This is a genomic window from Pseudomonas sp. JAI111 (assembly GCF_024809425.1).
In the GTDB taxonomy this organism is placed as follows: Bacteria; Pseudomonadota; Gammaproteobacteria; order Pseudomonadales; family Pseudomonadaceae; genus Aquipseudomonas.
This window is the reverse complement of sequence record NZ_JANUCB010000004.1, coordinates 70386-92463: the sequence shown is the minus strand read 5'-3', so window position 1 is coordinate 92463 and position 22078 is coordinate 70386. Positions and strand designations below refer to the sequence as shown.

At 61.3% G+C, this 22078-nt stretch carries 23 protein-coding genes; 15 read left to right on the top strand and 8 right to left on the bottom strand.

Annotated features, from left to right (window positions below; genetic code table 11):
• Window positions 1-41 precede the first annotated feature (41 nt).
• On the top strand, window positions 42-1088 hold the full coding sequence (locus HNR03_RS14460) for a class I SAM-dependent methyltransferase (RefSeq protein WP_259154263.1): 1047 nt from the start codon (window positions 42-44) through the stop codon (window positions 1086-1088).
• A gap of 91 nt (window positions 1089-1179) precedes the next feature.
• On the top strand, window positions 1180-2022 hold the full coding sequence (locus HNR03_RS14455; RefSeq protein ID WP_259154260.1) for an NAD-dependent protein deacetylase: 843 nt from the start codon (window positions 1180-1182) through the stop codon (window positions 2020-2022).
• A 123-nt stretch (window positions 2023-2145) separates the two neighbouring features.
• On the opposite strand, the gene HNR03_RS14450 is transcribed toward HNR03_RS14455, so the two are convergent.
• A complete protein-coding gene (locus tag HNR03_RS14450; RefSeq protein WP_259154259.1) occupies window positions 2146-3039 on the bottom strand; it encodes a LysR family transcriptional regulator in 894 nt (297 codons plus the stop codon).
• A 177-nt stretch (window positions 3040-3216) separates the two neighbouring features.
• On the opposite strand from HNR03_RS14450, the gene HNR03_RS14445 reads away from it, so the two are divergent.
• The 3 genes from HNR03_RS14445 to HNR03_RS14435 are packed head-to-tail and all read left to right on the top strand — an operon-like array spanning window position 3217 to window position 5810.
• Window positions 3217-3915 carry a CoA transferase subunit A gene (locus HNR03_RS14445; RefSeq protein WP_017338017.1) on the top strand — a complete coding sequence of 233 codons (699 nt, stop codon included), beginning with the start codon at window positions 3217-3219 and terminating at the stop codon, window positions 3913-3915.
• A gap of 36 nt (window positions 3916-3951) precedes the next feature.
• Complete coding sequence (locus tag HNR03_RS14440) at window positions 3952-4617, top strand: CoA transferase subunit B (RefSeq protein ID WP_090182831.1); 666 nt, start codon at window positions 3952-3954, stop codon at window positions 4615-4617.
• 11 nt (window positions 4618-4628) lie between these two features.
• On the top strand, window positions 4629-5810 hold the full coding sequence (locus HNR03_RS14435; RefSeq protein ID WP_222585996.1) for an acetyl-CoA C-acetyltransferase: 1182 nt from the start codon (window positions 4629-4631) through the stop codon (window positions 5808-5810).
• Between the two features lie 205 nt (window positions 5811-6015).
• Here the strand turns inward: HNR03_RS14435 and HNR03_RS14430 are convergent, their stop codons facing one another.
• Window positions 6016-7335, bottom strand: coding sequence for an Nramp family divalent metal transporter (locus HNR03_RS14430; RefSeq protein WP_259154255.1), 1320 nt, complete (start codon window positions 7333-7335; stop codon window positions 6016-6018).
• Between the two features lie 157 nt (window positions 7336-7492).
• On the opposite strand from HNR03_RS14430, the gene HNR03_RS14425 reads away from it, so the two are divergent.
• The 3 genes from HNR03_RS14425 (at window position 7493) to HNR03_RS14415 (ending at window position 9945) form a co-directional block, all read left to right on the top strand.
• Complete coding sequence (locus HNR03_RS14425; protein ID WP_259154254.1) at window positions 7493-8287, top strand: hypothetical protein; 795 nt, start codon at window positions 7493-7495, stop codon at window positions 8285-8287.
• A gap of 56 nt (window positions 8288-8343) precedes the next feature.
• Window positions 8344-9267 (top strand): DMT family transporter, encoded by a 924-nt coding sequence (locus HNR03_RS14420; protein ID WP_259154253.1) that lies wholly within the window; start codon window positions 8344-8346, stop codon window positions 9265-9267.
• A 90-nt stretch (window positions 9268-9357) separates the two neighbouring features.
• Window positions 9358-9945 carry a hypothetical protein gene (locus tag HNR03_RS14415; protein WP_090182818.1) on the top strand — a complete coding sequence of 196 codons (588 nt, stop codon included), beginning with the start codon at window positions 9358-9360 and terminating at the stop codon, window positions 9943-9945.
• A 2-nt stretch (window positions 9946-9947) separates the two neighbouring features.
• Here the strand turns inward: HNR03_RS14415 and HNR03_RS14410 are convergent, their stop codons facing one another.
• The 3 genes from HNR03_RS14410 to HNR03_RS14400 all read right to left on the bottom strand — a co-directional run bounded on the left by HNR03_RS14410 (window position 9948) and on the right by HNR03_RS14400 (window position 12939).
• Window positions 9948-10664 (bottom strand): alpha/beta hydrolase, encoded by a 717-nt coding sequence (locus HNR03_RS14410; RefSeq protein ID WP_259154252.1) that lies wholly within the window; start codon window positions 10662-10664, stop codon window positions 9948-9950.
• Between the two features lie 180 nt (window positions 10665-10844).
• Window positions 10845-11957, bottom strand: a complete 1113-nt coding sequence (locus HNR03_RS14405; protein WP_259154251.1) for a succinylglutamate desuccinylase/aspartoacylase family protein — start codon at window positions 11955-11957, stop codon at window positions 10845-10847.
• A 202-nt stretch (window positions 11958-12159) separates the two neighbouring features.
• On the bottom strand, window positions 12160-12939 hold the full coding sequence (locus tag HNR03_RS14400; protein WP_208667786.1) for an ABC transporter substrate-binding protein: 780 nt from the start codon (window positions 12937-12939) through the stop codon (window positions 12160-12162).
• Between the two features lie 247 nt (window positions 12940-13186).
• Between HNR03_RS14400 and HNR03_RS14395 the strand changes: the two genes are divergently transcribed.
• Window positions 13187-13837: a type 1 glutamine amidotransferase gene (locus HNR03_RS14395; protein ID WP_259154248.1), complete on the top strand. Its 651-nt coding sequence runs from the start codon at window positions 13187-13189 to the stop codon at window positions 13835-13837.
• Here HNR03_RS14395 and HNR03_RS14390 read toward each other — a convergent pair whose 3' ends face one another.
• The gene (locus HNR03_RS14390; RefSeq protein ID WP_259154246.1) at window positions 13838-14272 is read right to left on the bottom strand and encodes a rhodanese-like domain-containing protein; all 435 of its coding nucleotides are present in this window, start codon (window positions 14270-14272) and stop codon (window positions 13838-13840) included. It abuts the gene before it with no gap.
• A gap of 101 nt (window positions 14273-14373) precedes the next feature.
• Between HNR03_RS14390 and ftrA the strand changes: the two genes are divergently transcribed.
• The gene (gene ftrA, locus HNR03_RS14385) at window positions 14374-15348 is read left to right on the top strand and encodes a transcriptional regulator FtrA (RefSeq protein WP_259154244.1); all 975 of its coding nucleotides are present in this window, start codon (window positions 14374-14376) and stop codon (window positions 15346-15348) included.
• Between the two features lie 41 nt (window positions 15349-15389).
• Here ftrA and cobF read toward each other — a convergent pair whose 3' ends face one another.
• Both cobF and HNR03_RS14375 read right to left on the bottom strand, forming a co-directional pair.
• Entirely contained in the window at window positions 15390-16145 is a 756-nt protein-coding gene (gene cobF / locus HNR03_RS14380; RefSeq protein WP_259154242.1) for a precorrin-6A synthase (deacetylating), read from the bottom strand.
• Window positions 16145-16717, bottom strand: a complete 573-nt coding sequence (locus tag HNR03_RS14375) for a histidine phosphatase family protein (protein ID WP_259154241.1) — start codon at window positions 16715-16717, stop codon at window positions 16145-16147. The genes cobF and HNR03_RS14375 overlap by 1 nt, the downstream gene beginning before the upstream one ends.
• Before the next feature lie 341 nt (window positions 16718-17058).
• Here HNR03_RS14375 and HNR03_RS14370 point away from each other — a divergent pair, with 341 nt between their 5' ends.
• Genes HNR03_RS14370 through HNR03_RS14350 form a run of 5 tightly spaced genes read left to right on the top strand, consistent with a single transcriptional unit; the run spans window position 17059 to window position 22031 of the window.
• Window positions 17059-17913: a MurR/RpiR family transcriptional regulator gene (locus tag HNR03_RS14370; RefSeq protein ID WP_259154239.1), complete on the top strand. Its 855-nt coding sequence runs from the start codon at window positions 17059-17061 to the stop codon at window positions 17911-17913.
• A gap of 2 nt (window positions 17914-17915) precedes the next feature.
• Window positions 17916-18560, top strand: coding sequence for an isochorismatase family cysteine hydrolase (locus HNR03_RS14365; protein ID WP_222585984.1), 645 nt, complete (start codon window positions 17916-17918; stop codon window positions 18558-18560).
• Window positions 18557-19888: a glutamine synthetase family protein gene (locus HNR03_RS14360; protein WP_259154237.1), complete on the top strand. Its 1332-nt coding sequence runs from the start codon at window positions 18557-18559 to the stop codon at window positions 19886-19888. Before HNR03_RS14365 ends, HNR03_RS14360 begins: the two co-directional genes overlap by 4 nt.
• Window positions 19872-20624, top strand: coding sequence for an N-formylglutamate amidohydrolase (locus HNR03_RS14355; RefSeq protein WP_259154236.1), 753 nt, complete (start codon window positions 19872-19874; stop codon window positions 20622-20624). The genes HNR03_RS14360 and HNR03_RS14355 overlap by 17 nt, the downstream gene beginning before the upstream one ends.
• 57 nt (window positions 20625-20681) lie before the next feature.
• The gene (locus HNR03_RS14350; RefSeq protein WP_259154234.1) at window positions 20682-22031 is read left to right on the top strand and encodes an APC family permease; all 1350 of its coding nucleotides are present in this window, start codon (window positions 20682-20684) and stop codon (window positions 22029-22031) included.
• Window positions 22032-22078: the final 47 nt, after the last annotated feature.

The window sequence follows — 22078 nt, the reverse complement described above, 5'->3', positions numbered from 1 at the left end:
CCTTGCCTCTGGACCGTGATCCTGTTGAAGGAGCACATGTGATGGACGAGGCCAGACTCAATGATTTTATGGGCAAACTGGTGGGTGACATGGGCGGCGCGGCAATGCTCGCCAACGTCATCCTCGGCGAAGAACTCGGCCTGTACCGCGCGATGGCCGACAGTCAGCCCATCACCCCCGAAGCACTTGCCGACAAAACCGGCTGCAACACCCGCCTGCTGCGCGAATGGCTCAGCGCCCACGCCGCATCCGGTTACATGGAGCATCAAGGCGGCCAGTTCCGCCTGCCCGAAGAACAAGCGCTGGCGCTGGCCATCGAGGACTCGCCGGTCTATATCGCGGGCGGTGTCGGGGTGGTTGCATCGTTTTTCCATGACAAGGACAAACTGGTCAACGCCATGCGTGGCAATGGCGCCCTGGCCTGGGGCGATCACCATCCGTGCATGTTCAGCGGCACCGAACGGTTCTTCCGTCCCGGCTACAAAGCACACCTGGTCGACGAGTGGCTGCCGGCCCTCGAAGGCGTCGTTGCCAAACTGGAGGCCGGTGCCAAAGTCGCTGACATCGGCTGTGGCCACGGCGCTTCCACGGTGATCATGGCCCAGGCGTTCCCGAACTCGCGGTTCGTCGGTTTCGACTACCACGCGCCCTCCGTCACCGTCGCCACCCAGCGCGCCGAAGAAGGTGGCGTGGGCGGACGTGCGCGGTTCTTCCAGGGCACGGCAAAAAGCTTTCCCGGCAACGACTATGACCTGGTCTGCTATTTCGACTGCCTGCACGACATGGGCGACCCGGTCGGCGCAGCGAAACACGCCTATGACGCGCTGAAACCGGACGGCACGGTGCTGCTGGTGGAACCGTTCGCCAACGACAAGCTCGACGACAATATCAACCCGGTCGGCCGGCTGTTCTATGCCGCCTCGACGTTCATTTGCACACCGAACTCGCTGTCGCAAGAAGTCGGCCTGGGGCTCGGCGCCCAGGCCGGCGAGGCACGGTTGCGCAAGGTCTTCACCGACGCGGGGTTCAAGCACTTCCGGCGAGCCACGGAAACGCCGTTCAACCTGATTCTGGAGGCGCGTAAATAAAGAACCGATCATCGCCCGGACAGGCAACCTGTCCGGGCGATGATCGGCAAATGCTACCCTGCAGACACTCAAGCCCCCCGGAGTGTTGAACATGCTCGACCGCCCCATCCGCGAACAACTCGACCGACTCCAGCAATGGATGGTCGACCAGCCGTTTATGGTCCTGACCGGCGCCGGCATCAGCACTCCCTCGGGCATTCCGGATTACCGCGACAATCAGGGCGTACGGCGTGGCCGGCAACCGATGATGTATCAGGAATTCCTGTCGGCCCCGGAGTCGCGGCGACGCTATTGGGCGCGGGCGATGCTCGGCTGGCCGCGCGTGCGCCAGGCGCAGCCGAACGTGGCCCACGAAGCCTTGGCCAGTTTGCAGAACACCCGGCAGATCAGCGGCTTGATCACCCAGAACGTCGACACCTTGCATGACCAGGCCGGCAGCCATGACGTGATCGAGTTACACGGCAGCCTGCACCGGGTGCTGTGCCTGGATTGTGGGCAACGCAGCGAGCGGGATTCGATTCAGCAACTGATGGAGGCACAAAACCCCTATCTGGCCGGGGTCGATGCAGTTCAGGCGCCGGACGGCGACACGCTGCTGGATGCGGCGTTCGAGGCGCGGTTCCAGGTGCCGCATTGTCCGCAATGCGCAGGCGAGCGGATGAAGCCGGACGTGGTGTTTTTTGGCGAGAACGTCGCGCAAGCGACAGCGGCCAAGGCAATGGCGGCGGTTGAACAGGCGGCGGGATTGTTGGTGGTGGGGTCATCGCTGATGGCGTATTCGGCGTTCCGGTTGTGCCGGGCGGTGGCGGATCAGGGGAAGCCGTTGATTGCGATCAATCTGGGCAAGACCCGGGCGGATGATCTTCTGGATATGAAGATTGAAGGATCGTGCGAACAGCTACTCCCGCTCTTGGCCCAGCGCCTCGCCTCCTGATTCAACCTCTGATCGTTCCCACGCTCCGCGTGGGAATGCCTCAACGGACGCTCCGCGTTCGGCTCTTGATGTGACGCGGAGCGTCACGGGCTGCATTCCCACGCAGAGCGTGGGAACGATCAGTTACGGGCGCGCGCCCAGATTTTCAGCTTTAAGGATATCGAACAACGCCTGCGCCGCCGCCGACAGCTCGATCCCCGGTTTGGTCAGCACCCCGATCGCCCGCTCCACCACCGGGTCGCGCAAGGTGATGCAGCGTGCGCCCAGTTCGCGCATCTGCCCGGCACACAACGCCGGCACCGCGCTCACGCCCAACCCGCTGGCCACCATCCGCCCCACCGTCGCCAACTGATGGCTTTCAAACTCCACCGGCAACTTCATGCCCCGCGCCTGCAAGTGTTCTTCCAGCATCACCCGCACCGTCGACGGTCGCTGCAAGGTAATAAACGGCTCCTTGAGCAAGGTCTGCCAGTCGATATCTTCCATATCGGCAAAAGGCGAATCCTGCGGCACGACGGCCACGAAGCGGTCCATGTACAACGGAGTGAAGGCCAGCGATGAACTCTGCGTCGGCTCGAACGCCACCCCCAGTTCCACCTGCCGGTCGCGCACCATTTCCAGCACCTGCTCGTTGATCACATCGTTTACCGTGACGTTGACCTTCGGATACCGCGCACGAAAGGTCTTGAGGATCGGCGGCAGCAGGTTTCCGGCAAACGACGGCATCGCCGCCAGCGTGACGCGACCGCGCTGTAAGGTGAAACGCTGGCGCAGCTCATCCTCGGCATTGTCCCAGTCGGCGATCAACCGGCGCGCCAGGGGCACCAGGGATTCGCCTTCGGCGGTCAGCGCCACGTTGCGCGTGTTGCGGGTGAACAGCCGTCCGCCCAGGCCTTCTTCCAGCGCCTTGATGGTCAGGCTCAACGCCGATTGCGACAGGTGCAACCGCTCGCACGCCACGGCAAAGCTCAGGCTCTGGGCCACGGCCAGGAATGCGCGGATCTGCTTGGCGGTCATAGTCGCTTCGCTCCAGTTGTAAGCTACAAGCTCTAAGCTGTAAGTTGAAAGGCAGTTATTTGTTGAGTTTTATGAATCAATCAACCTTAAAAATCAACTTAACAAATAAATCCTTCGGCGAGACACTCCTACCCCATACGGCTAGCCAGCCGCCCATCAAGAATAAAAGAGGTGCATATGGCAGGTTTCGACAAGCGCGTGAGTTCCTACGAGGAAGCTCTGGCAGGTCTTGAAGACGGCATGACCGTGATCGCTGGCGGCTTCGGCCTGTGCGGCATTCCGGAAAACCTGATCGCCGAGATCAAGCGCAAGGGCACCCGTGACCTCACCGTGGTTTCCAACAACTGCGGCGTCGACGGTTTCGGCCTCGGTGTGCTGCTGGAAGACCGGCAGATCCGCAAAGTGGTGGCCTCCTACGTCGGCGAGAACAAACTGTTCGAAGACCAACTGCTCAAAGGCGAAATTGAAGTCGTCTTGACCCCGCAAGGCACCCTGGCCGAAAAAATGCGCGCAGGCGGTGCCGGCATCCCGGCGTTCTTCACCGCCACCGGCGTCGGCACCCCGGTCGCCGAAGGCAAGGAAGTGCGCGAATTCCATGGCCGCAAGTACCTGATGGAAGAATCCATCACCGGTGACTTCGCCATCGTCAAAGGCTGGAAAGCCGACCATTTCGGCAACGTCATCTACCGCCACACCGCCCAAAACTTCAACCCGCTGGCCGCCACCGCCGGCAAGATCACCGTGGTCGAAGTCGAAGAAATCGTCGAACCCGGCGAGCTGGAGCCGTCGCAGATCCATACCCCTGGCATCTACGTCGATCGGGTCATTTGCGGCACGTTCGAGAAGCGCATCGAACAGCGCACCGTGCGTAAGTGATCCCCTGCCCCCGGACCGAATGAAGGAATAACAACAATGGCACTTTCCCGCGAACAAATGGCTCAACGCGTCGCCCGCGAAATGCAGGACGGCTTCTACGTGAACCTGGGCATCGGCATTCCGACCCTGGTCGCCAACTACATTCCCGAAGGCATGGAAGTCATGCTGCAGTCGGAAAACGGCCTGCTCGGCATGGGTCCGTTCCCGACTGAAGAAACCATCGATGCCGACATGATCAACGCCGGCAAACAAACCGTGACCGCACGCATTGGCGCGTCGATCTTTTCCTCGGCCGAATCCTTCGCGATGATTCGCGGTGGTCATGTCGACCTGACCGTGCTGGGCGCCTTCGAAGTAGACGTCGAAGGCAACATCGCCTCGTGGATGATCCCCGGCAAGCTGGTCAAGGGCATGGGCGGCGCCATGGACCTGGTGGCCGGCGCGGACAACATCATCGTCATCATGACCCACGCCTCGAAAGACGGTGAATCCAAGCTCTTGTCCAAATGCAGCCTGCCACTGACCGGCGCCGGCTGCATCAAACGTGTGCTGACCGACCTGGCTTACCTTGAAATCAAGGACGGCGCGTTCATTCTCAAGGAACGTGCACCGGGTGTCAGCGTTGAAGAGATCGTCGCCAAGACTGCCGGTAAACTGATCGTGCCGGATCACGTTCCGGAAATGCAGTTCGCTGCCCAGTGAGGAATCATTCCATGCAAGACGTCGTTATTGTTGCCGCCACCCGTACCGCCATCGGTAGTTTCCAGGGTTCGCTGGCCGGTGTGTCCGCCGTTGACCTGGGCGCTGCGGTGATCCGTCAGTTGCTGGCGCAGACCGGGCTCGACCCGGCGCAAGTCGATGAAGTGATCATGGGCCAGGTGTTGACCGCCGGTGCCGGGCAAAACCCTGCACGCCAGTCCGCGATCAAGGCCGGCCTGCCGTTCACCGTACCGGCCATGACCCTGAACAAGGTCTGCGGTTCGGGCCTCAAGGCGCTGCACCTGGCCACTCAGGCGATTCGCTGCGGCGACGCTGACGTGATCATTGCCGGCGGCCAGGAAAACATGAGCCTGTCCAATTACGTTATGCCCGGCGCACGCACCGGCCTGCGCATGGGTAATGCGCAAATCGTCGACACCATGATCAGCGACGGCCTGTGGGATGCGTTCAACGATTACCACATGGGCATCACCGCCGAGAACCTGGCCGAGAAGTACAGCCTGACGCGCGAGCAACAGGACGCCTTCGCCGCGGCCTCGCAGCAGAAAGCCACGGCCGCCATCGAAGCCGGGCGTTTTGTTGATGAAATCACGCCGATCCTGATCCCGCAGCGCAAGGGCGATCCGCTGTCCTTCGCCACCGATGAACAACCACGCGCCGGCACCACGGCCGAAGCGCTGGGCAAACTGAAACCGGCCTTCAAGAAGGACGGTTCGGTGACCGCCGGTAACGCTTCGTCGCTGAATGACGGCGCCGCCGCCGTGATCCTGATGAGCGCGGAAAAAGCCAAGGCACTCGGCCTGCCGGTGCTGGCGAAAATCGCCGCTTACGCCAACGCGGGCGTTGACCCGGCGATCATGGGCATCGGCCCGGTGTCGGCCACTCGCCGCTGCCTGAGCAAGGCCGGCTGGTCCATCGACCAACTGGACCTGATCGAAGCCAACGAAGCGTTCGCCGCGCAATCGCTGGCCGTGGCCAAGGACCTGGAATGGGACTTGAACAAGGTCAACGTCAACGGCGGCGCCATCGCTTTGGGCCATCCGATTGGTGCATCGGGTTGCCGGGTGCTGGTGACCCTGCTGCATGAAATGATCAAGCGCGACGCCAAGAAAGGCCTCGCCACACTGTGCATCGGCGGTGGTCAGGGCGTGGCCCTGGCGATTGAAAGAGCGTAAGCCTTTTGATCGGGTGACAGCGCCAGATCGTTCCCACGCTCCGCGTGGGAATGCCGCCCGGGACGCTCCGCGTCCCCTTTACAGCCGAACGCGGAGCGTCCGTTGAGGCATTCCCACGCAGAGCGTGGGAATGATCGGTGCGATTCACCTCGCATCGGTTTTTTTGTTTGGCATTTAGATCCATTGCCGGGGCAGGCCCGTTCGGTCAAGCCAAAAACTGCAGGATCAACCAGCTGTTCGCCCCGCTGATCACAACGAACAACCCCCACGACAACACCCGCGTCGGCCATTGATTCACCAACGGCCCCATGAGCTTGTGGTCGTTGGTCATGCGTATCAGCGGATACAGCGCAAATGGCAACTGCAGACTCAACACCACCTGACTCAACACCAGCAGCTTGCCGATTGCGTTATCGCCCATCAGCCAGACGCCGATAAACGCCGGGATCAGTGCCAGTCCCCGGGTAATCAGCCGGCGCTGATAGCAGGGAATCCGCAGGTTCAGAAACCCCTCCATGATCACCTGCCCGGCGATGGTCCCGGTAAAGGTCGAACTCTGCCCCGACGCCAGCAACGCCACGCCGAACAACACGCTGGCCAGCGCCCCACCCACCAACGGATCGAGCAAGTGATAGGCGTCCTGAATGTCCACCACATCGGTGTGCCCGCTCTGGTGAAACGCGGCCGCCGCCAGGATCAGAATCGCCGCATTCACCAGCAGCGCCAACGCCAGCGAACCGATGGTGTCAATGCGCGCCAGTTTGACCGCGTCCTGCTTGCTGGCCAGGTCCTTGCCGATCATTCGGGTCTGCACGATCGAGGTGTGCAGGTACAAGTTATGCGGCATCACCGTGGCGCCGAGAATGCCGATGGCCAGGTACAGCGGCGCAGCGTCGGCAATGGCCGACAGTGACGGCGTAAAGCCACGGGCGACGTCCGGCCAGTACGGCTTGATCAGCAGCAACTCGACGAAGAAACACACGCCGATGGTGCTCACCAGCACCAGCATGATCGCCTCCAGGCGACGGAAACCACGGTTTTGCAGGGCCAGCACCAGTAGCGTGTCAAACGCGGTGAGCGCGATGCCGAAGGTCAGCGAACAGCCCAGCAGCAGATGGAACGCCAGCGCGCAGCCGAGCACTTCGGCCAGGTCGGTGGCGATGATCGAGATTTCCGCCAACAGCCATTGAGTCCGCGCCGTGCGCGTGCTGTAGCGCTCGCGGCACAGTTGCGCCAGATCTCGACCGGTGGCGATGCCCAGGCGCGAGCACAAACACTGCACCACCATCCCCGCCAGACTCGCCAGCAGCACCACGAACAACAGGCTGTAGCCAAATCGCGAGCCGGCCTCGATGGCCGTGGCCCAGTTGCCCGGGTCCATGTAGCCGATGGACACCAGCAAGCCAGGCCCGGCAAAGCGCAGGACCCGTTTAAAGAATGACGCGTTCGGGTCAACCGCAACGCTGCCGGCCACTTCCGGCGGGCAAAACGGCGCGGTGGCGACTTTGGGCAAACTGAATTTCACACAAACATCCAGAAACAGGTGGGAGGCAAGCAGCTTAGACGTTTCGCCCGACACACCCAAGGGCCAGCAACTTTGTATACAAAATACGACAATCTATAGAGCAATCTGTCGCCCGCAATGCTAACGTTGCCGCCTCACTCAGGTCGGAGACGCGTGCGTGCTGATGCTCAAACTGCTGGTGATTCCCGGATTTCTCTTGCTGATTTCCCTCGCGGGCAAACGCTGGGGCCCCAGCGTGGCCGGTTGGCTGTCGGGATTGCCGGTGGTGGTGGGGCCGATTCTGTTCTTCCTCGCCATTGAACAAGGCGAGGCATTCGCCGCTCAGTCCGCGATGGCGGCGTTATCCGCGATGTTCGCGATGATTGCCTTCTGCGTGACCTATGCCCAGGTCGCTCAACAGAAGGGCTGGCCGTGGGCGCTGACGATTTCACTACTGGTCTGGGCCGGCGTGGCGGTGGTGCTCTCGCAGGTTCCGCCGTCGCTGCTGTTTTCGGTGATCGCGGCCAGCACCGCACTGTTGGCGGCGCCGTACCTGTTTCCAAAGGTACAGCCCATCGTGTCGGGTCCTGCGCCCAAATCCGACAAACTGCTGCTGCGCATGATTGCCGGCGCCTTGCTGACACTGGCGGTCACGCTGCTGGCCCGCACAGTCGGCGAAGGCTGGAGCGGTCTGCTCGCGGTGTTCCCGGTGTTGGGCAGCGTGATGGCGGTATTTTCCCAGCAGACCCGCGGCCCGGCATTTACGGCCGCCCTGCTGCGCGCTACCGCCACCGGCATGTATTCCTTCGCGGCGTTTTGCCTGGTGTTGGCGCTGGCCTTGCCCACTATGGGCATGAATGCATTTGCCCCGGGGGTGGCGGTGTCCGTGGGAATGCTGGGCATCACTCGACGTTTGCTCGCACGACCGGTCAATCCGACCGTCGCGGCTGGACGTTCAGCAATCAAACGCTAAGCTCCTTCACACCCAAAGGGCCAGGATGTTGCCCGCTACGTGCTGAAGGAACAGACATGAGCTGCGCAACGCCCCTCGCCCGCCGTTCCCAAACCGCCACAACCATTGGCGTGATCGCGATAGCGCTCTGGTCCTGCCTGGCGCTGTTGACCACCCTCACCGAAGGCATTCCACCGTTTGAACTGCTGACGCTGAGTTTCGGGATAGCGTTTGCGGCAAGCCTGGTGATCCTCGGTCGACGCGGCATCGCCGGTTTCAGTAGCTGGCGACAACCGTGGGCCGTGTGGGCAACCGGTTTCGTCGGCATTTTCGTTTATCACGGGCTGTATTTTTTCGCACTCAAAGCCGCGCCCGCCGCCGAAGCCAGCCTGATCAATTATCTGTGGCCGCTGTTGCTGGTGTTGCTCTCGGCGTTCGCCGCTGGAGAAAAGCTGCAAAAGCGGCAAATGCTCGGCGCCCTGCTCGGTCTGGCCGGCACCGCGTTCATCATGCAACAACACACCCCGGTGACGGGGGCGGCGATGCCGGTGGCCGGTTACCTCGCAGCGTTTGGCTGTGCGCTGATCTGGGCCGGGTATTCGGTGATCAATCGACGGTTCAGCGAAGTGCCGAGCAGCATCATCGGCGGGATTTGCGGCTTGTCGGCAGTCTGCGGCCTGATCTGTCACCTGGCGTTCGAAACCACGGTAAGGCCCGATTTCAACCAATGGGCCGCCATCGTTGTGCTTGGCCTCGGGCCGGTGGGCATGGCATTTCTTGCCTGGGACCACGCCACCAAACACGGCAGTCTGGCGACGCTGGGAGCGCTGTCCTACCTGGCGCCGCTGATCTCGACCTTATTGCTGATCGCCACAGGCCGCAGCCAGGCCGGACCGATCCTGATCGTTCCGGCGATATTGATTATCGCCGGGGCGGTGATCGCCACGACGCGATCAACAGAAAAGGTCAGCGCAACACGTTCGATCATTCCGAACGAGTAAAGCTACCCCACCTGACCGCAGGGAGTGGAATGCATAACAGCCTCCATGGGATGATCGCCGGCTAAGCGCGACCATCCCTGGAGTTTTCGAATGTCATTGTTGAGTAAAAAAGCCGTTGTCCTGTTGTTGACCGCGGCCGCCAGCCTTGGGGCGTTGAATGCCCATGCCGCCAAGGCCACCGCCAGCGATAAAGCGCCTGCCCAAGAGGTCTCGATGCTCGGCGGCAAGTTCAAGTTCAGCCTGCCCAAGGGTTTCATCGCCAACCCGCTGCCCGCCGGCGATGCAGCCGCCGGGACCGCTGGGGCCACCGGCACCATGTACACCAACCAGGCCACGAAAACCGTGGTGATCGCCGCTGAAAACACCATCCCCGGCGGCGCCAATGTCAAAGACAACGACAGTCAGTTTCTCGACTCCGCCGCGTCCGACTTCGCCACCGAGCAAGCCCATGCGCTGCCGGACTTCACCAAGCTCAGCGAAAAAAGCCTGACCCAGAAAGGCACCGGGTTGGGTCTGCGGCAGATCGACAGCACCGCCACCCAAGGCGGCGGCAAGACCCTCGACACCACGGTGATGGCCGCGTCCAACACCCGCATGGCAATCGTTCAGGTGATTTCCCGTCTGAGCGACAATGCCGGCCACGAAACGCTGGTCAAGCAGATCGTCTCCGGCAAGTAAGGTCAGGGGTTGAGACGCTTTAACCATGAGTTCAAATCTGCAAGCTCGGCCTCATTGATATTGTGGCCGAGACCTTCGTAGCCATGGAACTCAGGCTTGAGTGACAGGCGCTGCAACAGGCTGTCGGCGTCGGTGCCGTCTTTGTAGGGCAGGCGTTTGTCCGCGGTGCCATGACCAATGAAAATCGCCAGCTTCTGGCGTTTTTCATCCGGTTTGAGCTCGGATTTGAGCACCGGCAGAATCCGCCCGCTCAGCGCGGCAATCCCGCCCACGGCCTCGGGATGACGCAACGCCAGCTCATAGGACATGATTGCCCCCTGACTGAAACCGACGAGGAACACCTTGTCGGGTTCGGTCTGATATTTCTTCGCCGCCTGGGCGATGAAATCCAGCAGCACCTTGGCGCTGGTCTTCAAGTCATCGGTTTCACCGTTGTAGGCGCCTTCGCCTTTCTTGCGAAACCACTGATAACTGTCTTCATCCAGCCTCACTGGCGCCTGAACCGACAGAAAGTTGTACTGTGCCGGCAACTCATCCTTTATGCCGAACAGGTCCTGCTCGTTACTGCCGTAACCGTGGAGAAAAATCACCAGGGGCTGATGGCGGGATTCGGGGTTGGCCTGCTCCAGGTACTTGAGCGGCAGATCGTTGAGCAGCGGGGTTTGAGCCTGGACGGTGGCGGATGCCAGCAGCGTCAGCAGAGCGAGAATCTTCAACATAAACCTTCCTTCACAGCGCGCAGGATTCGGGGCAGAGCCTAACACCGTGAAGGATGTCAGGTGTTTGATGATCGTTCCCACGCTCTGCGTGGGAATGCAGCCCGGGACGCTCCGCGTCCCAGAAGCCGAACGCGGAGCGTCCGTTGAGGCATTCCCACGCAGAGCGTGGGAACGATCGAATCAGTCGTTAATCAACTTGCCAACCCGAATCGGCTCCCGCCCCGCCACTTTCGCCTGCCACGTCCCCGGCTGCGTATACCGTCCACGATCAATCGCGAACAACACGCCACTGGTGCCGGCGCGCACGGTGGTCACGCGATCATTCAGCGGATCGACCACTTCAAACAGCGCATCGCCCTGCTCTACCCATTCACCCGAATCACGCAGGAAACTCACCACCCCGTGATGCGGCGCGAACAGGTACTCAGTGCCCTCGAACGGCATGCCCTCACAGCATTCGCTCGGTGCCGCCGGCCAGGCGCCCTGGATGAAACCCTGCTCGGCGAGGAAACCGAGAATCGCCTCGCAATTGGCCTGGGCCTGATCGACCTGGGTGTCGCCCATACTGCCCAGTTCCAGCGTGGTCGCCAGGTTCGCCGGCGGAATGTTCGCCTCGGGAAAGACCCGCGCCAGGCGCAACCACGGCGAGGAACAGGACTCATCGAATGAACTGCCGCCGGAATCTTCACAGAGCAACGCCACGCTGGCCTTCAGACGCGCCGCCAGGGACTGCCACTGCGGCCAGTGTTGCGGCAAGGCATAGAGGTGAATTGCCGCATCGAAATCGCAATGCAGATCCAGGGTGATGTCGGCATCGCACGCGTGACGCAGCAGCAAGCGGTGCATGGCTTCCAGTTGCGAGGCCGGTGCTGGCAAGCCGTCAAGGACCTGACCCATGGCTTGGCGAATCAACGCAATGTTGGCTTGCGCATCGTGCCCCAACTGATCGCCGATCAACGCCGCCACTGGGCCGCTGAGTTCCACGAAGGAGCGGTTGAAGTTCTTGCCGCTGCCCAGTTCAAAGCGGCCCATGTGGCTGCCTTGCAGATGCTGATCGAGGCCAATCGGATTGGCCACCGGCACCAGTTCGATCACGCCCTGCAACTGGCCCTGGGCTTCGAGTTCGGTCAGGCGCTTTTTCAGCTCCCATGCCGTGCGCATGCCCGGCAGTTCATCGGCGTGCAGGCTGGCCTGGATGTAGACCTTGCGAGCGCCCGCGCCGTAACGAAACACGCTGAGGGTGCGCTCGGTGCCCAGGTGGCTCCAGGGCAATGAATGGTCGATGCGTTGCATGGGGAACTCCTGAATAGCCTGAACGACGAAAATCACCTGTGGGAGTGAGCCTGCTCGCGATAGCGGAGTATCAGACAATGAATGCTTGACTGATACTCCGCTATCGCGAGCAGGCTCACTCCCACAGGGATCTCATTTCAATAGTGAAAGCGAAAAAAAGTGGCAACCGCGTCAACGGTTGCCACTTTTTCAAACGGTGTGATTACTGGCCGTAAACGTCAAACGCGAAGTACTTGTCCTGCACTTGCTTGTACTTGCCGTTGGCGCGGATTTCGGTGATGGCGGTGTTGAATTTGTCCGCCAGTTCTTTATCACCTTTACGCACCGCAATACCGGCGCCGCCGCCGAAGTACTTGGCGTCTTCGTAGGTCGGGCCAACGAAGGCAAAGCCTTTACCGGCGTCGGTTTTCAGGAAACCGTCGTCCAGGTTGACCGAGTCGGCCAGCAGCGCGTCAACGCGGCCAGAGACCATGTCCAGGTTGGCTTCCTGCTGTGAGCCATAACGCACCAGCTCGATGCCGGCCGGCACCAGTACTTCGGTGGCGAAACGGTCGTGGGTACTGGCACGCAGCACGCCGACTTTCTTGCCTTTGAGCTCGGTCAGCGGGTCTTTGATGTCGGTGCCGGCCTTCATCACGAAGCGCGCCGGGGTGTGGTAGTACTTGATGGTGAAATCGACGTTCTTCTTGCGGTCGTCAGTGATGGTCATGGACGACAGGATCGCGTCGATTTTCTTCACTTTCAGCGCCGGGATCAGACCGTCGAATTCTTGCTCGACCCAGGTGCACTTCACTTTCATCTGCTCACACAGCGCGTCGCCGATATCCACGTCGAAACCGGTGAGTTTGCCGTCAGGGGTTTTCATCGAGAATGGCGGGTAACCGGCTTCAATACCGATGCGGATCGGCTTGGCGTCTTCGGCCACAGCGGTCAGGGACAACATCGACAGTGCCAGGGCACCGAACATCACTAGCTTCTTCATTTATAACTCCTGTGTGCGGAGACTTTATTGGCAGCGTTCGATTAGCATCTTTCGGTCAGTGAAAACCGAAGTGGCCGGCAGTCTAGAGTGGCTTCGCGCGGGCAAATTGTGTTTAAGCGACAAATACTTACAGAAAAACAGCGCCTGGATTCATGTCACTTGAAGCCTGCGCTAAGGCGGTGCAAAGACTGTAGGACAAACCTTTGTTTCAGACAAAAGCCACACACAAAAACCACAGAGAGCGCTGATGCCCACGTTGAATCTGATCCAGCACCACCCCGCCGAAGGCCCCGGTGCCATTGCCGACTGGGCCAAGTCCCGGGACATCCTGCTCAAGGTATTCCGCGCCGACTTGGGGGAACTGCCGCCGGCGAGTGCGGCGCCCGTGATTGTGCTGGGCGGGCCTTATGAATCCAACGCCGGGCCGGCATGGCTGGAGGCCGAGCGCCAGTGGCTAATGGCGAGCCTGGATCAGGGCGCGGCAGTGTTCGCGATTTGCCTGGGAGCGCAGTTGTTGGCGCTGAGTCTGGGCGGGGACGTGCGGCGCATGGACCGCAGCGAGACTGGCTGGACGCCGGTGACGTTCATCGATGGCCAGGTGCTGAAGGTGCTGGAGTGGCACGAAGATGCGATCGACCTGCCGCCCGACGCACAATTGCTGGCCAGCAGCGATCGATGCGTGCAGCAGATGTATCGCGTGGGTCAGACCCGGGTGGGGTTGCAGTTTCATCCTGAGTGGAATGCCGAGTCGGTAACGACGCTCAATGCGCATTTTGGCGATGAATCGCCGCTGCCTCGGGAAACACAGGACAGCGCCGCCCATGCAGCCGTGTTCGAGTGGTTGCAGGCGACGCTGGATGGGTGGTGGGCGGCTTCGTCAGCGACTCGTCACGGTTGATCAGCACTCACACTTCACGGCTTCGGTGGCCAGGCGTTGTACCGCAACGCTCAACGCCAACCCTTCATCCAGCCACCCGGTCACGCCGCCGATCATTTCCTTGACCGGGTAACCCAACGCCGCCAGTTTCACCGCGGCCTTGTGGACACCGTTACAGTGCGGCCCGGCGCAATAGACCACAAACAAAGTGGATTTCGGGTAATCCGCCAGGCGCTCGGCGGTCAGCAATCGTCCCGCAATGTTGATCGCGCCTGGCACATGCCCACGCTCGAACGCCAGCGGTCCGCGCACGTCCACAAGGACAAAATCCACCTCGCCGGCCTGCTGGCTCGCAAAGACGTCGGAACAATCGGTTTCAAAGGTCAGGCGGTTGCTGAAATGCATCAGGGCAATGGCCGACGGGGCGGCGGGGATCTCGCGGACCAGGCTGGTCATGGGCTGTACTCCAAAGTCTCAGTGGGTGTGAGAGGACTTTATCCGCCCGACACTTGCCGCTACAGTGGCGCACAAGACACTCACCGGGAACTTTCCGCCAAATGCTGCCTGCCCCTGGATTGGTCGCGATTCTGGCCTACGACGGCCTCTGTACGTTCGAATTCGGCATCGCCGTGGAGATCTTTGGCCTGGCGCGGCCGGAGTTTGATTTTCCTTGGTACGAGCACCGTATCGTCGCCGTGGACCAGGGCCCGATGCGCGCCATGGGCGGCATTCAGGTGCTGGCCGATGGCGGCATGGAACTGCTCGAAGACGCCCGCACGATCATCATTCCCGGTTGGCGCGACCGCCAGGCAGCGGTGCCTGAACACGTGCTCGTGGCCCTGCGCCAGGCCCACGCACGCGGGGCGCGGTTGCTGTCGATCTGCTCTGGCGTGTTTGTGCTGGCGGCGACCGGTTTGCTCGACGGCCACAGCGCCACCACGCATTGGCGTTACACCACGGAGCTGGCCGAGCGTTTTCCAAACATCCTGGTGGACCCGGACGTGCTTTACGTCGATTCCGGTCAACTGATCACCTCGGCCGGCAGCGCGGCGGGGATTGATGCGTGCCTGCACCTGGTTGCGCGGGATTTCGGCACGCAGGTGGCGAACTCGGTGGCTCGGCGACTGGTGATGTCGCCGCAGCGTACCGGCGGTCAGGCGCAATTCATTCCCACACCGGTCAGCCCGACGCCGCGCAGCGATTTGTCACGCGTCATGCAATGGGCACGCGAGCGTTTGCACGAACCGCTGGAAGTTCGCGAACTGGCCAGCGAGGCGGCGATGAGCGAACGCACCTTTCTGCGCCGGTTTACTGAAGCCACGGGCATGCCGCCCAAAGCGTGGCTGCAGCATGAGCGGCTGGCGCGGGCGCGGGAGTTGCTGGAGAGCACCGGGCAGAACACCGATCAGATTGCCGAGCAGTGCGGGTATCGGTCGGTGGAAAGTTTTCGGGTGGCGTTTCGCGGGGTGGTGGGCGTGCCGCCGTCGGTGTATCGGGAGCGGTTTGGGCGTGGGGGCAAGGCCGTTTTTTGAGGCGTTTTTGAGGCCCTCATCGCGAGCAGACACCAACACCTTCAAGGCTTGCGCAAAAGATAGGTATCCATAATCCAGCCATTGGCCAGCCGCGCTGCCTTGCGCACCCGTTCAATCTCATCCGCCACATCCTTGAGCTTGCCACTGATCAAGATCTCATCCGGCGTCCCCAAGTAAGCTCCCCAGTAAATCTCGGTCTCCTGATCGGCCACCTGATGGTAGGCATCCTGTGCATCGAGCATCACCACCAGGCTGTCGGCATCGCTCACCTGCCCTGCCGCAAGCCGCCGGCCGGTGGTGACTTCAATCGATTGGCCAATGCGATTGAGCGGCACTTTATGCTGCGCCGCCAGCGCCTGAACGCTGGTGATGCCGGGGATCACTTCAAACTCGAATACGCAACGGCCCGAGGCCAGAATCGCCTGCAATATCCGAATCGTGCTGTCGTACAGCGCTGGATCGCCCCACACCAGGAAACCTGCACACTGATCGTCGGCCATTTGCTCATTGATCAGCCGTTCGAAGGTCATTTGCTTGGCAAGATTCAGATCGTCCACGCTGCTCGTGTAGTCCACTTCCCCAAGCTCGCGCTCCGGGCTGAGGGCTTCGACGAAACGGTAGTCGCGGTCAGTGATGTAGCGCTCGCAGATCTCCCGACGCAGGTCGATCAGTTTGTCTTTGGCCGGGCCCTTGTCCATCAGGAAAAACACGTCGACCAGGTTCAGCGCCTTCACGGCCTGCATCGTGATGTAGTCGGGGTTGCCGGCGCCGATGCCGATGACCAGCAGCTTTTTCATCAACGTGCTCCTTCGGTATCTGTGCCGAGCAAGCGCAATCGCCAGCGGCCGGTGAACCGCAACTCGACGGTCGACAACGGTTCAACGTCGATCAGGTTGAAGGCCGCTGCCTGCAGCACTTGCGTCAATGCCGCGCGAATGACAAAGGGATGGGTGATCGCAACGATATGCCCCGGTGTGGCCTCCAGGGACTGGAGCCACTGCGCCACACGCGTACCGAGTTGCGCCACCGACTCACCGCCATGCGGTGCCGAGGCCGGGTCATCGAGCCACGCTTCAAGTGCCTCGGGTTCGGTTTTTTGCAGGTCGTCAATCCGTACACCTTTCCAGCGTCCGAAGTCGCAATCCCTCAGCGCCGGGACAATTTCAACGTTGTCGCCAAACAGCTCGGCCGTCTGCTGCGTCCGCAACTCCGGCGCACAGAGCAGACGCGGCGTTCCCTTGAACGAGCGACAGCGCGTTCCCCTCGCCGATATCCACTCCGTTTCCAGGGGTTCGTTCGTAGGAAAGATCGCTAATTTTTGTGCGACGGTTCGAGCGTGGCACATCAGGGTCAAACGGGTCGCCTGCACGGATAATCACCCTGTCGATGTAACGAAGAACGGCTCGACGCCGTGGGTATTTGTTCAATTGTGCCGCAAGACGTGCGATCCAGGGCGTTTCGTTTCGTCCGGCGCCGCACACTCACCGCCTGAGCTGATCGTTGCATTTCGGCAATCTCTGACAACTTTAAGGGCGATGGACTACACACTCAGTCGACTTCCGTGTAGCCCACGGCGCACGCGGTTTTCGCCCCATTTCGGGGCGTTAAAAAACCACGGGAAAATTCACTAGACATGTAGAGAGCGCTACATAAATACTGTTTTAGCAATTTATGAAACGAAACCGACACCTCATCCAGCAAGGAGCCCGGATGCCCTCTCTTAGAGACCTGATCACCGATCCTGGCCTGGAACTGACGCCATCGGAACGCAAGGTCATCCGTGCCTTGCTGGACCAGTATCCGCGTAATGGGCTCGGCCCGATGTCGCGCCTGGCCGAACATGCCGGTGTCAGCGATCCGACCATCGTGCGGCTGGTGAAAAAACTCGGGTTCAGCGGTTATGCCGATTTCCAGGAGGCATTGCTCAGCGACATGGACCATCGCTTGCGGTCTCCCAGCGCACAGTTACAGCCGCGTTCTCATCTGCAAAAAGGCGACGTCTGGAGCCAGTATCTGGCGGACAGCCATCGGGCGCTGGTGGAAACCCATGCGCTGACCCAGCCCGAAGATGTACGGATTCTGCTGGAGTGGCTGCTCGACACTCGTCATCAAGTGCATTGCTTCGGCGGGCGTTTCAGCAGTTTCCTCGCCCAATACCTGCTCAACCATTTACGCCTGCTGCGACCCGGCTGTTTCGCCCTGGAAGACAACGCGCAGTTGCCGGACCGACTGTTCGACGTGCAGCGTCAGGACGTGGTGCTGGTGTTCGACTATCGCCGCTACGAGTCTCAAGCGCTGCGGGTGGCGAGCGCCGCCAAGAATCGCTATGCGCGAGTGGTGCTGTTCACCGACATCTATGCTTCACCCTTGCGCGAGATGGCGGACCTGATCATCAGTGCGCCGGTGGAATCAGTGTCAGCGTTTGACACCTTCGTCCCGGCACTGGCTCAGGTCGAGGCGCTGATCGCCTGCCTGACCTTGCGCAGCCCGGACCTGGCCGATCGTCTGGAAGGCATCGACGCGCTGCGCAGCGAATTCGACACCCACTTGCTGGAGGAAAAATAAGGATGTTTACGCTCCCCCACCATTCACCCAGGGACTTGCCGTTCACTGCCGACCACACCGCACTGTTACTGGTGGACATGCAGCGGGCCTGGCTCGAGCCGCAGTTCGACCCGCACCTCAACGGGCCGGACGCTGAATATTTCCTGACGCGCACGCACATGCAGGTGGTGCCCAACCAACGCCGGCTGCTCAGCGCCTTTCGCTGCGCACGGCAAAACGTGCTGCACACGATCATCGAGAGCCTGACCGCCGATGGCCGCGATCGCTCGCTCGACCACAAGCTCTCGGACATGCACTTGCCCAAGGGCAGCGAGCAAGCGCGCATCATCGAAGACCTGACACCGACCGAGAACGAAATCGTCCTGCCCAAGACCTCATCCGGGGTCTTCAACTCCACCAACATCGATTACGTGCTGCGCAATCTCGAAACCCGGCACCTGATCATCGCCGGCATCGTCACCGACCAATGCGTGGACATGGCCGTGCGTGACGCCGCGGACCGTGGCTACCTGGTAACGCTGGTGGAAGATGCCTGCGCGACCTACACGCCACAACGGCATCAAGCCTGCCTGAACGCAATCAAGGGTTACTGCTGGATCACCGACACCCAGACCGTGCTCGGCCGGTTGCAGGAGCTGCAACCATGAGCGAACGCCTGTCGCCGCTGCCGATGACCACCCTCGTCACCACCGACCTGATCGGCGTGACGCGCGGTCGCTCGTTTCCCACCGACGAACTTGAACACTACCGGGTGGCGGGCTGCGGCTGGGTGCCGGCCAACAGCGCCCTGACCCCGCAAGACATCATCGCCGCCACCAACCCGTGGGGCGCGTATGGCGACTTGCGGCTGATTCCCGATTTGAGCAGCCGCGTGACAGTCAACAATGGCCCGGATGCCAGGGCCCCGGCGCTGGATTTCATCCACGGCGACCTTCGCGAAACCGATGGGCGTCCGTGGGGCGCCTGCCCACGGACCGTGTTGCGCAATGAAGTGGAACGTTATCGCGCCGAGCTGGGCGTGCAGGTCAACGCCGCGTTCGAACATGAATTCAACCTGGACACAGGCGCGGCTGAACACTTGGCATTCTCCCTTGAGGCCCAGCGTCAAGGCGCCGAGTTCGGTGGCTGGCTGCTCAGTGCCTTGCGCGCAGGCGGCGTCGAACCGGAAATGTTCCTGCCCGAATACGGCAAGCATCAATACGAAATCACCTGCCGCCCGACCCTCGGCGTGGCCGCCGCCGACCGCGCGGTAAACGTGCGTGAAATCACCCGCGAGATCGCCCGGCAGATGGGCCTGGACGTGAGCTTCGCCCCCAAGACGTCAGAGCAGGCAGTGTGCAACGGCGTACACCTGCATGTCAGCCTGCTGGACCTGGACGGCCAACCGCTCTTGTACGACGCCGGCACCACCAACGGCCTGTCGACCCTCGGCCAGCACTGGGCCGCCGGCGTCCTGCATTATTTGCCGGCACTTTGCGCCTTTACCGCGCCGACGCCGGTGTCTTACCAGCGTTTACAGCCGCATCACTGGAGCGCGTCGTACGCTTGCCTCGGCCAGCAAAACCGCGAAGCGGCGCTGCGGATTTGCCCGACCGTCAGCCTCGGCGGTAAATCGCCGGCGGCGCAATTCAACCTGGAATTTCGCGCAATGGACGCCACGGCTTCGCCGCACCTGGCGATGGCCGCGCTACTGATCGCCGGCCGCCTGGGCATCGAGCAGCGCCTGGCCCTGAATGCGATCACCGATGAAGTGCCCGACTCCCTCAACGAAGAACAACGCCACGCTCGCGGCATCGTCGCCCTGCCCGCGTCCCTTGCCCAGGCACTGGACTGCCTGCGCAACAGCGAGGCACTGATCGAAAACCTGCCGAACGCGTTACTGGACACCTGGTTCGCCCTAAAAACCCAGGAGCTGACGCTGACGGAACAGCTGTCGCCCGCCGAATGCTGTGAGCACTATGCGCGCCTCTACTGAATCCGCTGAACTCGGTCTGTTTACCGAGCCCGCCTACACCCTGCATCGGGAAGCCTCCGAGCACCCGCTGTTGCTGGTGTGCGAACACGCCAGTCGTTTCATCCCGTCCGGGTTAACGGACCTTGGCCTGAGTCACGAAGCGGCTCGTGAGCATATCGCCTGGGACATCGGTGCCCTGGCGCTGGCCGAGCGCTTGTCCGAAGCGCTGGGCGCCACCTTGCTGGCCGCCAATTACTCGCGACTGCTGATCGACCTGAACCGGCCTCTCGGTGCCCCGGATAGTATTCCGGCGAAGAGCGAGATTTATCACATTCCAGGCAATCAAGATCTGGATGAAGCGACCCGCGAATATCGTCGCGAATGCCTGTTCAAACCCTTTCATGACCGGCTGCAAATCCTGATCGACCAGCGTCTGGCCCAACGCCGGCCGGTTCGAATCGTGGGCATCCACAGCTTCACCCCGGTTTACCACGGCCAGCCGCGCACGCTGGAAGCTGGCGTGCTGTTTGGCGAAGCCACGGGCTACGCCCAACGATTGCTTGACGGACTGAGCCAACATCCCTTGAAGGTGGCCGGTAATGAGCCGTACAAGATCAACCCGCTGGGCGACATGACCGTGCCGGTCCACGGCGATGCAAGAGGACTGGAAGCGGTGCTGATCGAGGTGCGCAACGACCTGCTGCGCACACCAGAAGCCATCGATCGATGGGCCGATTACCTGCGGCCGTTGTTGTAAAGGAATAGCGTCAAACCCGCAGCGTGCAGCTGCGTTCATCCCAAGGAGAAGGGTCTTATGGAAATAGAAGAATTCGGCTACAAGCAAGAGTTGAAACGTAGCCTGACGCTGACCGACCTGGTGGTGTACGGGATGATCTTCATGATCCCCATCGCGCCCTTTGGCGTGTATGGCTACGTCAACGCCGAAGCACCGGGGATGGTGCCGCTGGCCTACCTCATCGGCATGTTGGCGATGCTGTTCACGGCGCTGAGTTACGGCAGCATGGCGCGGGCCTTTCCGGTAGCCGGCTCGGTGTATTCCTACGCACAACGCGGCCTTAACCCGCACGTCGGGTTTATCGCCGGCTGGCTGATGTTGCTCGATTACCTGCTGATTCCGCCGCTGCTCTACGTTTACGCGGCCATGGCACTGAATCATCTTTACCCGGACATTCCCAAGGTTGGCTTCATCCTCGCCTTTCTGGTCAGTGCGACCTTCGTCAACCTGCGCGGCATCACCTTCACCGCGCGCCTAAACATCCTCTTTCTGCTCGCGCAACTCGTGGTGCTGGGGATTTTCCTGTTCTACGCCTGGAATGCCCTGCACAACGACGGCGGCCACGGCCAGTTGACCCTGGCGCCGGTGTACAACCCCGAGACGTTCAAATTCGCCCTGCTGATGCAAGCCGTGTCGATTGCGGTGCTGTCGTTCCTCGGATTCGATGCGATCTCCACCCTCGCTGAAGAAATCAAGACTGACCCGGGCCGCAGCGTCGGCAAGGCTGCGTTGATCACGCTGTTCGTGATGGGCGTGATCTTTATCGTGCAGACCTGGATTGCCACGGACCTGGCCGCCGGCATGGGCTTCACCTCGGCGGACACCGCGTTCTATGAAATCGCCGAACTGGCTGCCGGCAGTTGGCTGGCGACCCTGACCGGCGTGGCCACGGCCCTGGCCTGGGGTGTAGCAGTGGCAATCACTTCGCAAGCGGCGGTTTCGCGCCTGTTATTCGGTATGGCCCGAGACGGCAAGCTGCCGAAAGTACTGGCCAGGGTCCATCCCAAACACAACACCCCTTACCTGAGTATCTATCTGGTGGCGCTGTTGTCGCTGGTGATCTGCTACCTGTTCATCAACGCAGTGGACACCCTCACCTCGCTGGTGAACTTTGGCGCACTGAGCGGATTCATGTTGCTGCACCTGACCGTCATCAATTATTACTGGCGTCGGCAAAAGTCTGGTCAGGTGATTCGCCACCTGATCTGCCCGGTCGTTGGCTTCATCATCGTCGCGGCCATCATGTACAACATGGGCGTCGATGCACAAAAACTCGGCTTGATCTGGATTGCCTTGGGTCTGGTGTACCTGTTTTTCCTGAACAAGCTCGGCGTCAACACAGCGTTGCCTGATCCGAGCAACGGCTGACAAGAAAAAGGGCGGCGTCTGACAAGAATTCAGGCGATCGCCGCTTT

Coding starts and splice junctions, on each gene's coding strand:
- HNR03_RS14460 (WP_259154263.1), top strand. CDS start 42: ATGGACGAGGCCAGACTCAATGATTTTATGGGCAAACTGGTGGGTGAC.
- HNR03_RS14455 (WP_259154260.1), top strand. CDS start 1,180: ATGCTCGACCGCCCCATCCGCGAACAACTCGACCGACTCCAGCAATGG.
- HNR03_RS14450 (WP_259154259.1), bottom strand. CDS start 3,039: ATGACCGCCAAGCAGATCCGCGCATTCCTGGCCGTGGCCCAGAGCCTG.
- HNR03_RS14445 (WP_017338017.1), top strand. CDS start 3,217: ATGGCAGGTTTCGACAAGCGCGTGAGTTCCTACGAGGAAGCTCTGGCA.
- HNR03_RS14440 (WP_090182831.1), top strand. CDS start 3,952: ATGGCACTTTCCCGCGAACAAATGGCTCAACGCGTCGCCCGCGAAATG.
- HNR03_RS14435 (WP_222585996.1), top strand. CDS start 4,629: ATGCAAGACGTCGTTATTGTTGCCGCCACCCGTACCGCCATCGGTAGT.
- HNR03_RS14420 (WP_259154253.1), top strand. CDS start 8,344: ATGAGCTGCGCAACGCCCCTCGCCCGCCGTTCCCAAACCGCCACAACC.
- HNR03_RS14415 (WP_090182818.1), top strand. CDS start 9,358: ATGTCATTGTTGAGTAAAAAAGCCGTTGTCCTGTTGTTGACCGCGGCC.
- HNR03_RS14410 (WP_259154252.1), bottom strand. CDS start 10,664: ATGTTGAAGATTCTCGCTCTGCTGACGCTGCTGGCATCCGCCACCGTC.
- HNR03_RS14405 (WP_259154251.1), bottom strand. CDS start 11,957: ATGCAACGCATCGACCATTCATTGCCCTGGAGCCACCTGGGCACCGAG.
- HNR03_RS14400 (WP_208667786.1), bottom strand. CDS start 12,939: ATGAAGAAGCTAGTGATGTTCGGTGCCCTGGCACTGTCGATGTTGTCC.
- HNR03_RS14395 (WP_259154248.1), top strand. CDS start 13,187: ATGCCCACGTTGAATCTGATCCAGCACCACCCCGCCGAAGGCCCCGGT.
- HNR03_RS14390 (WP_259154246.1), bottom strand. CDS start 14,272: ATGACCAGCCTGGTCCGCGAGATCCCCGCCGCCCCGTCGGCCATTGCC.
- ftrA (WP_259154244.1), top strand. CDS start 14,374: ATGCTGCCTGCCCCTGGATTGGTCGCGATTCTGGCCTACGACGGCCTC.
- cobF (WP_259154242.1), bottom strand. CDS start 16,145: ATGAAAAAGCTGCTGGTCATCGGCATCGGCGCCGGCAACCCCGACTAC.
- HNR03_RS14370 (WP_259154239.1), top strand. CDS start 17,059: ATGCCCTCTCTTAGAGACCTGATCACCGATCCTGGCCTGGAACTGACG.
- HNR03_RS14365 (WP_222585984.1), top strand. CDS start 17,916: ATGTTTACGCTCCCCCACCATTCACCCAGGGACTTGCCGTTCACTGCC.
- HNR03_RS14360 (WP_259154237.1), top strand. CDS start 18,557: ATGAGCGAACGCCTGTCGCCGCTGCCGATGACCACCCTCGTCACCACC.
- HNR03_RS14355 (WP_259154236.1), top strand. CDS start 19,872: ATGCGCGCCTCTACTGAATCCGCTGAACTCGGTCTGTTTACCGAGCCC.
- HNR03_RS14350 (WP_259154234.1), top strand. CDS start 20,682: ATGGAAATAGAAGAATTCGGCTACAAGCAAGAGTTGAAACGTAGCCTG.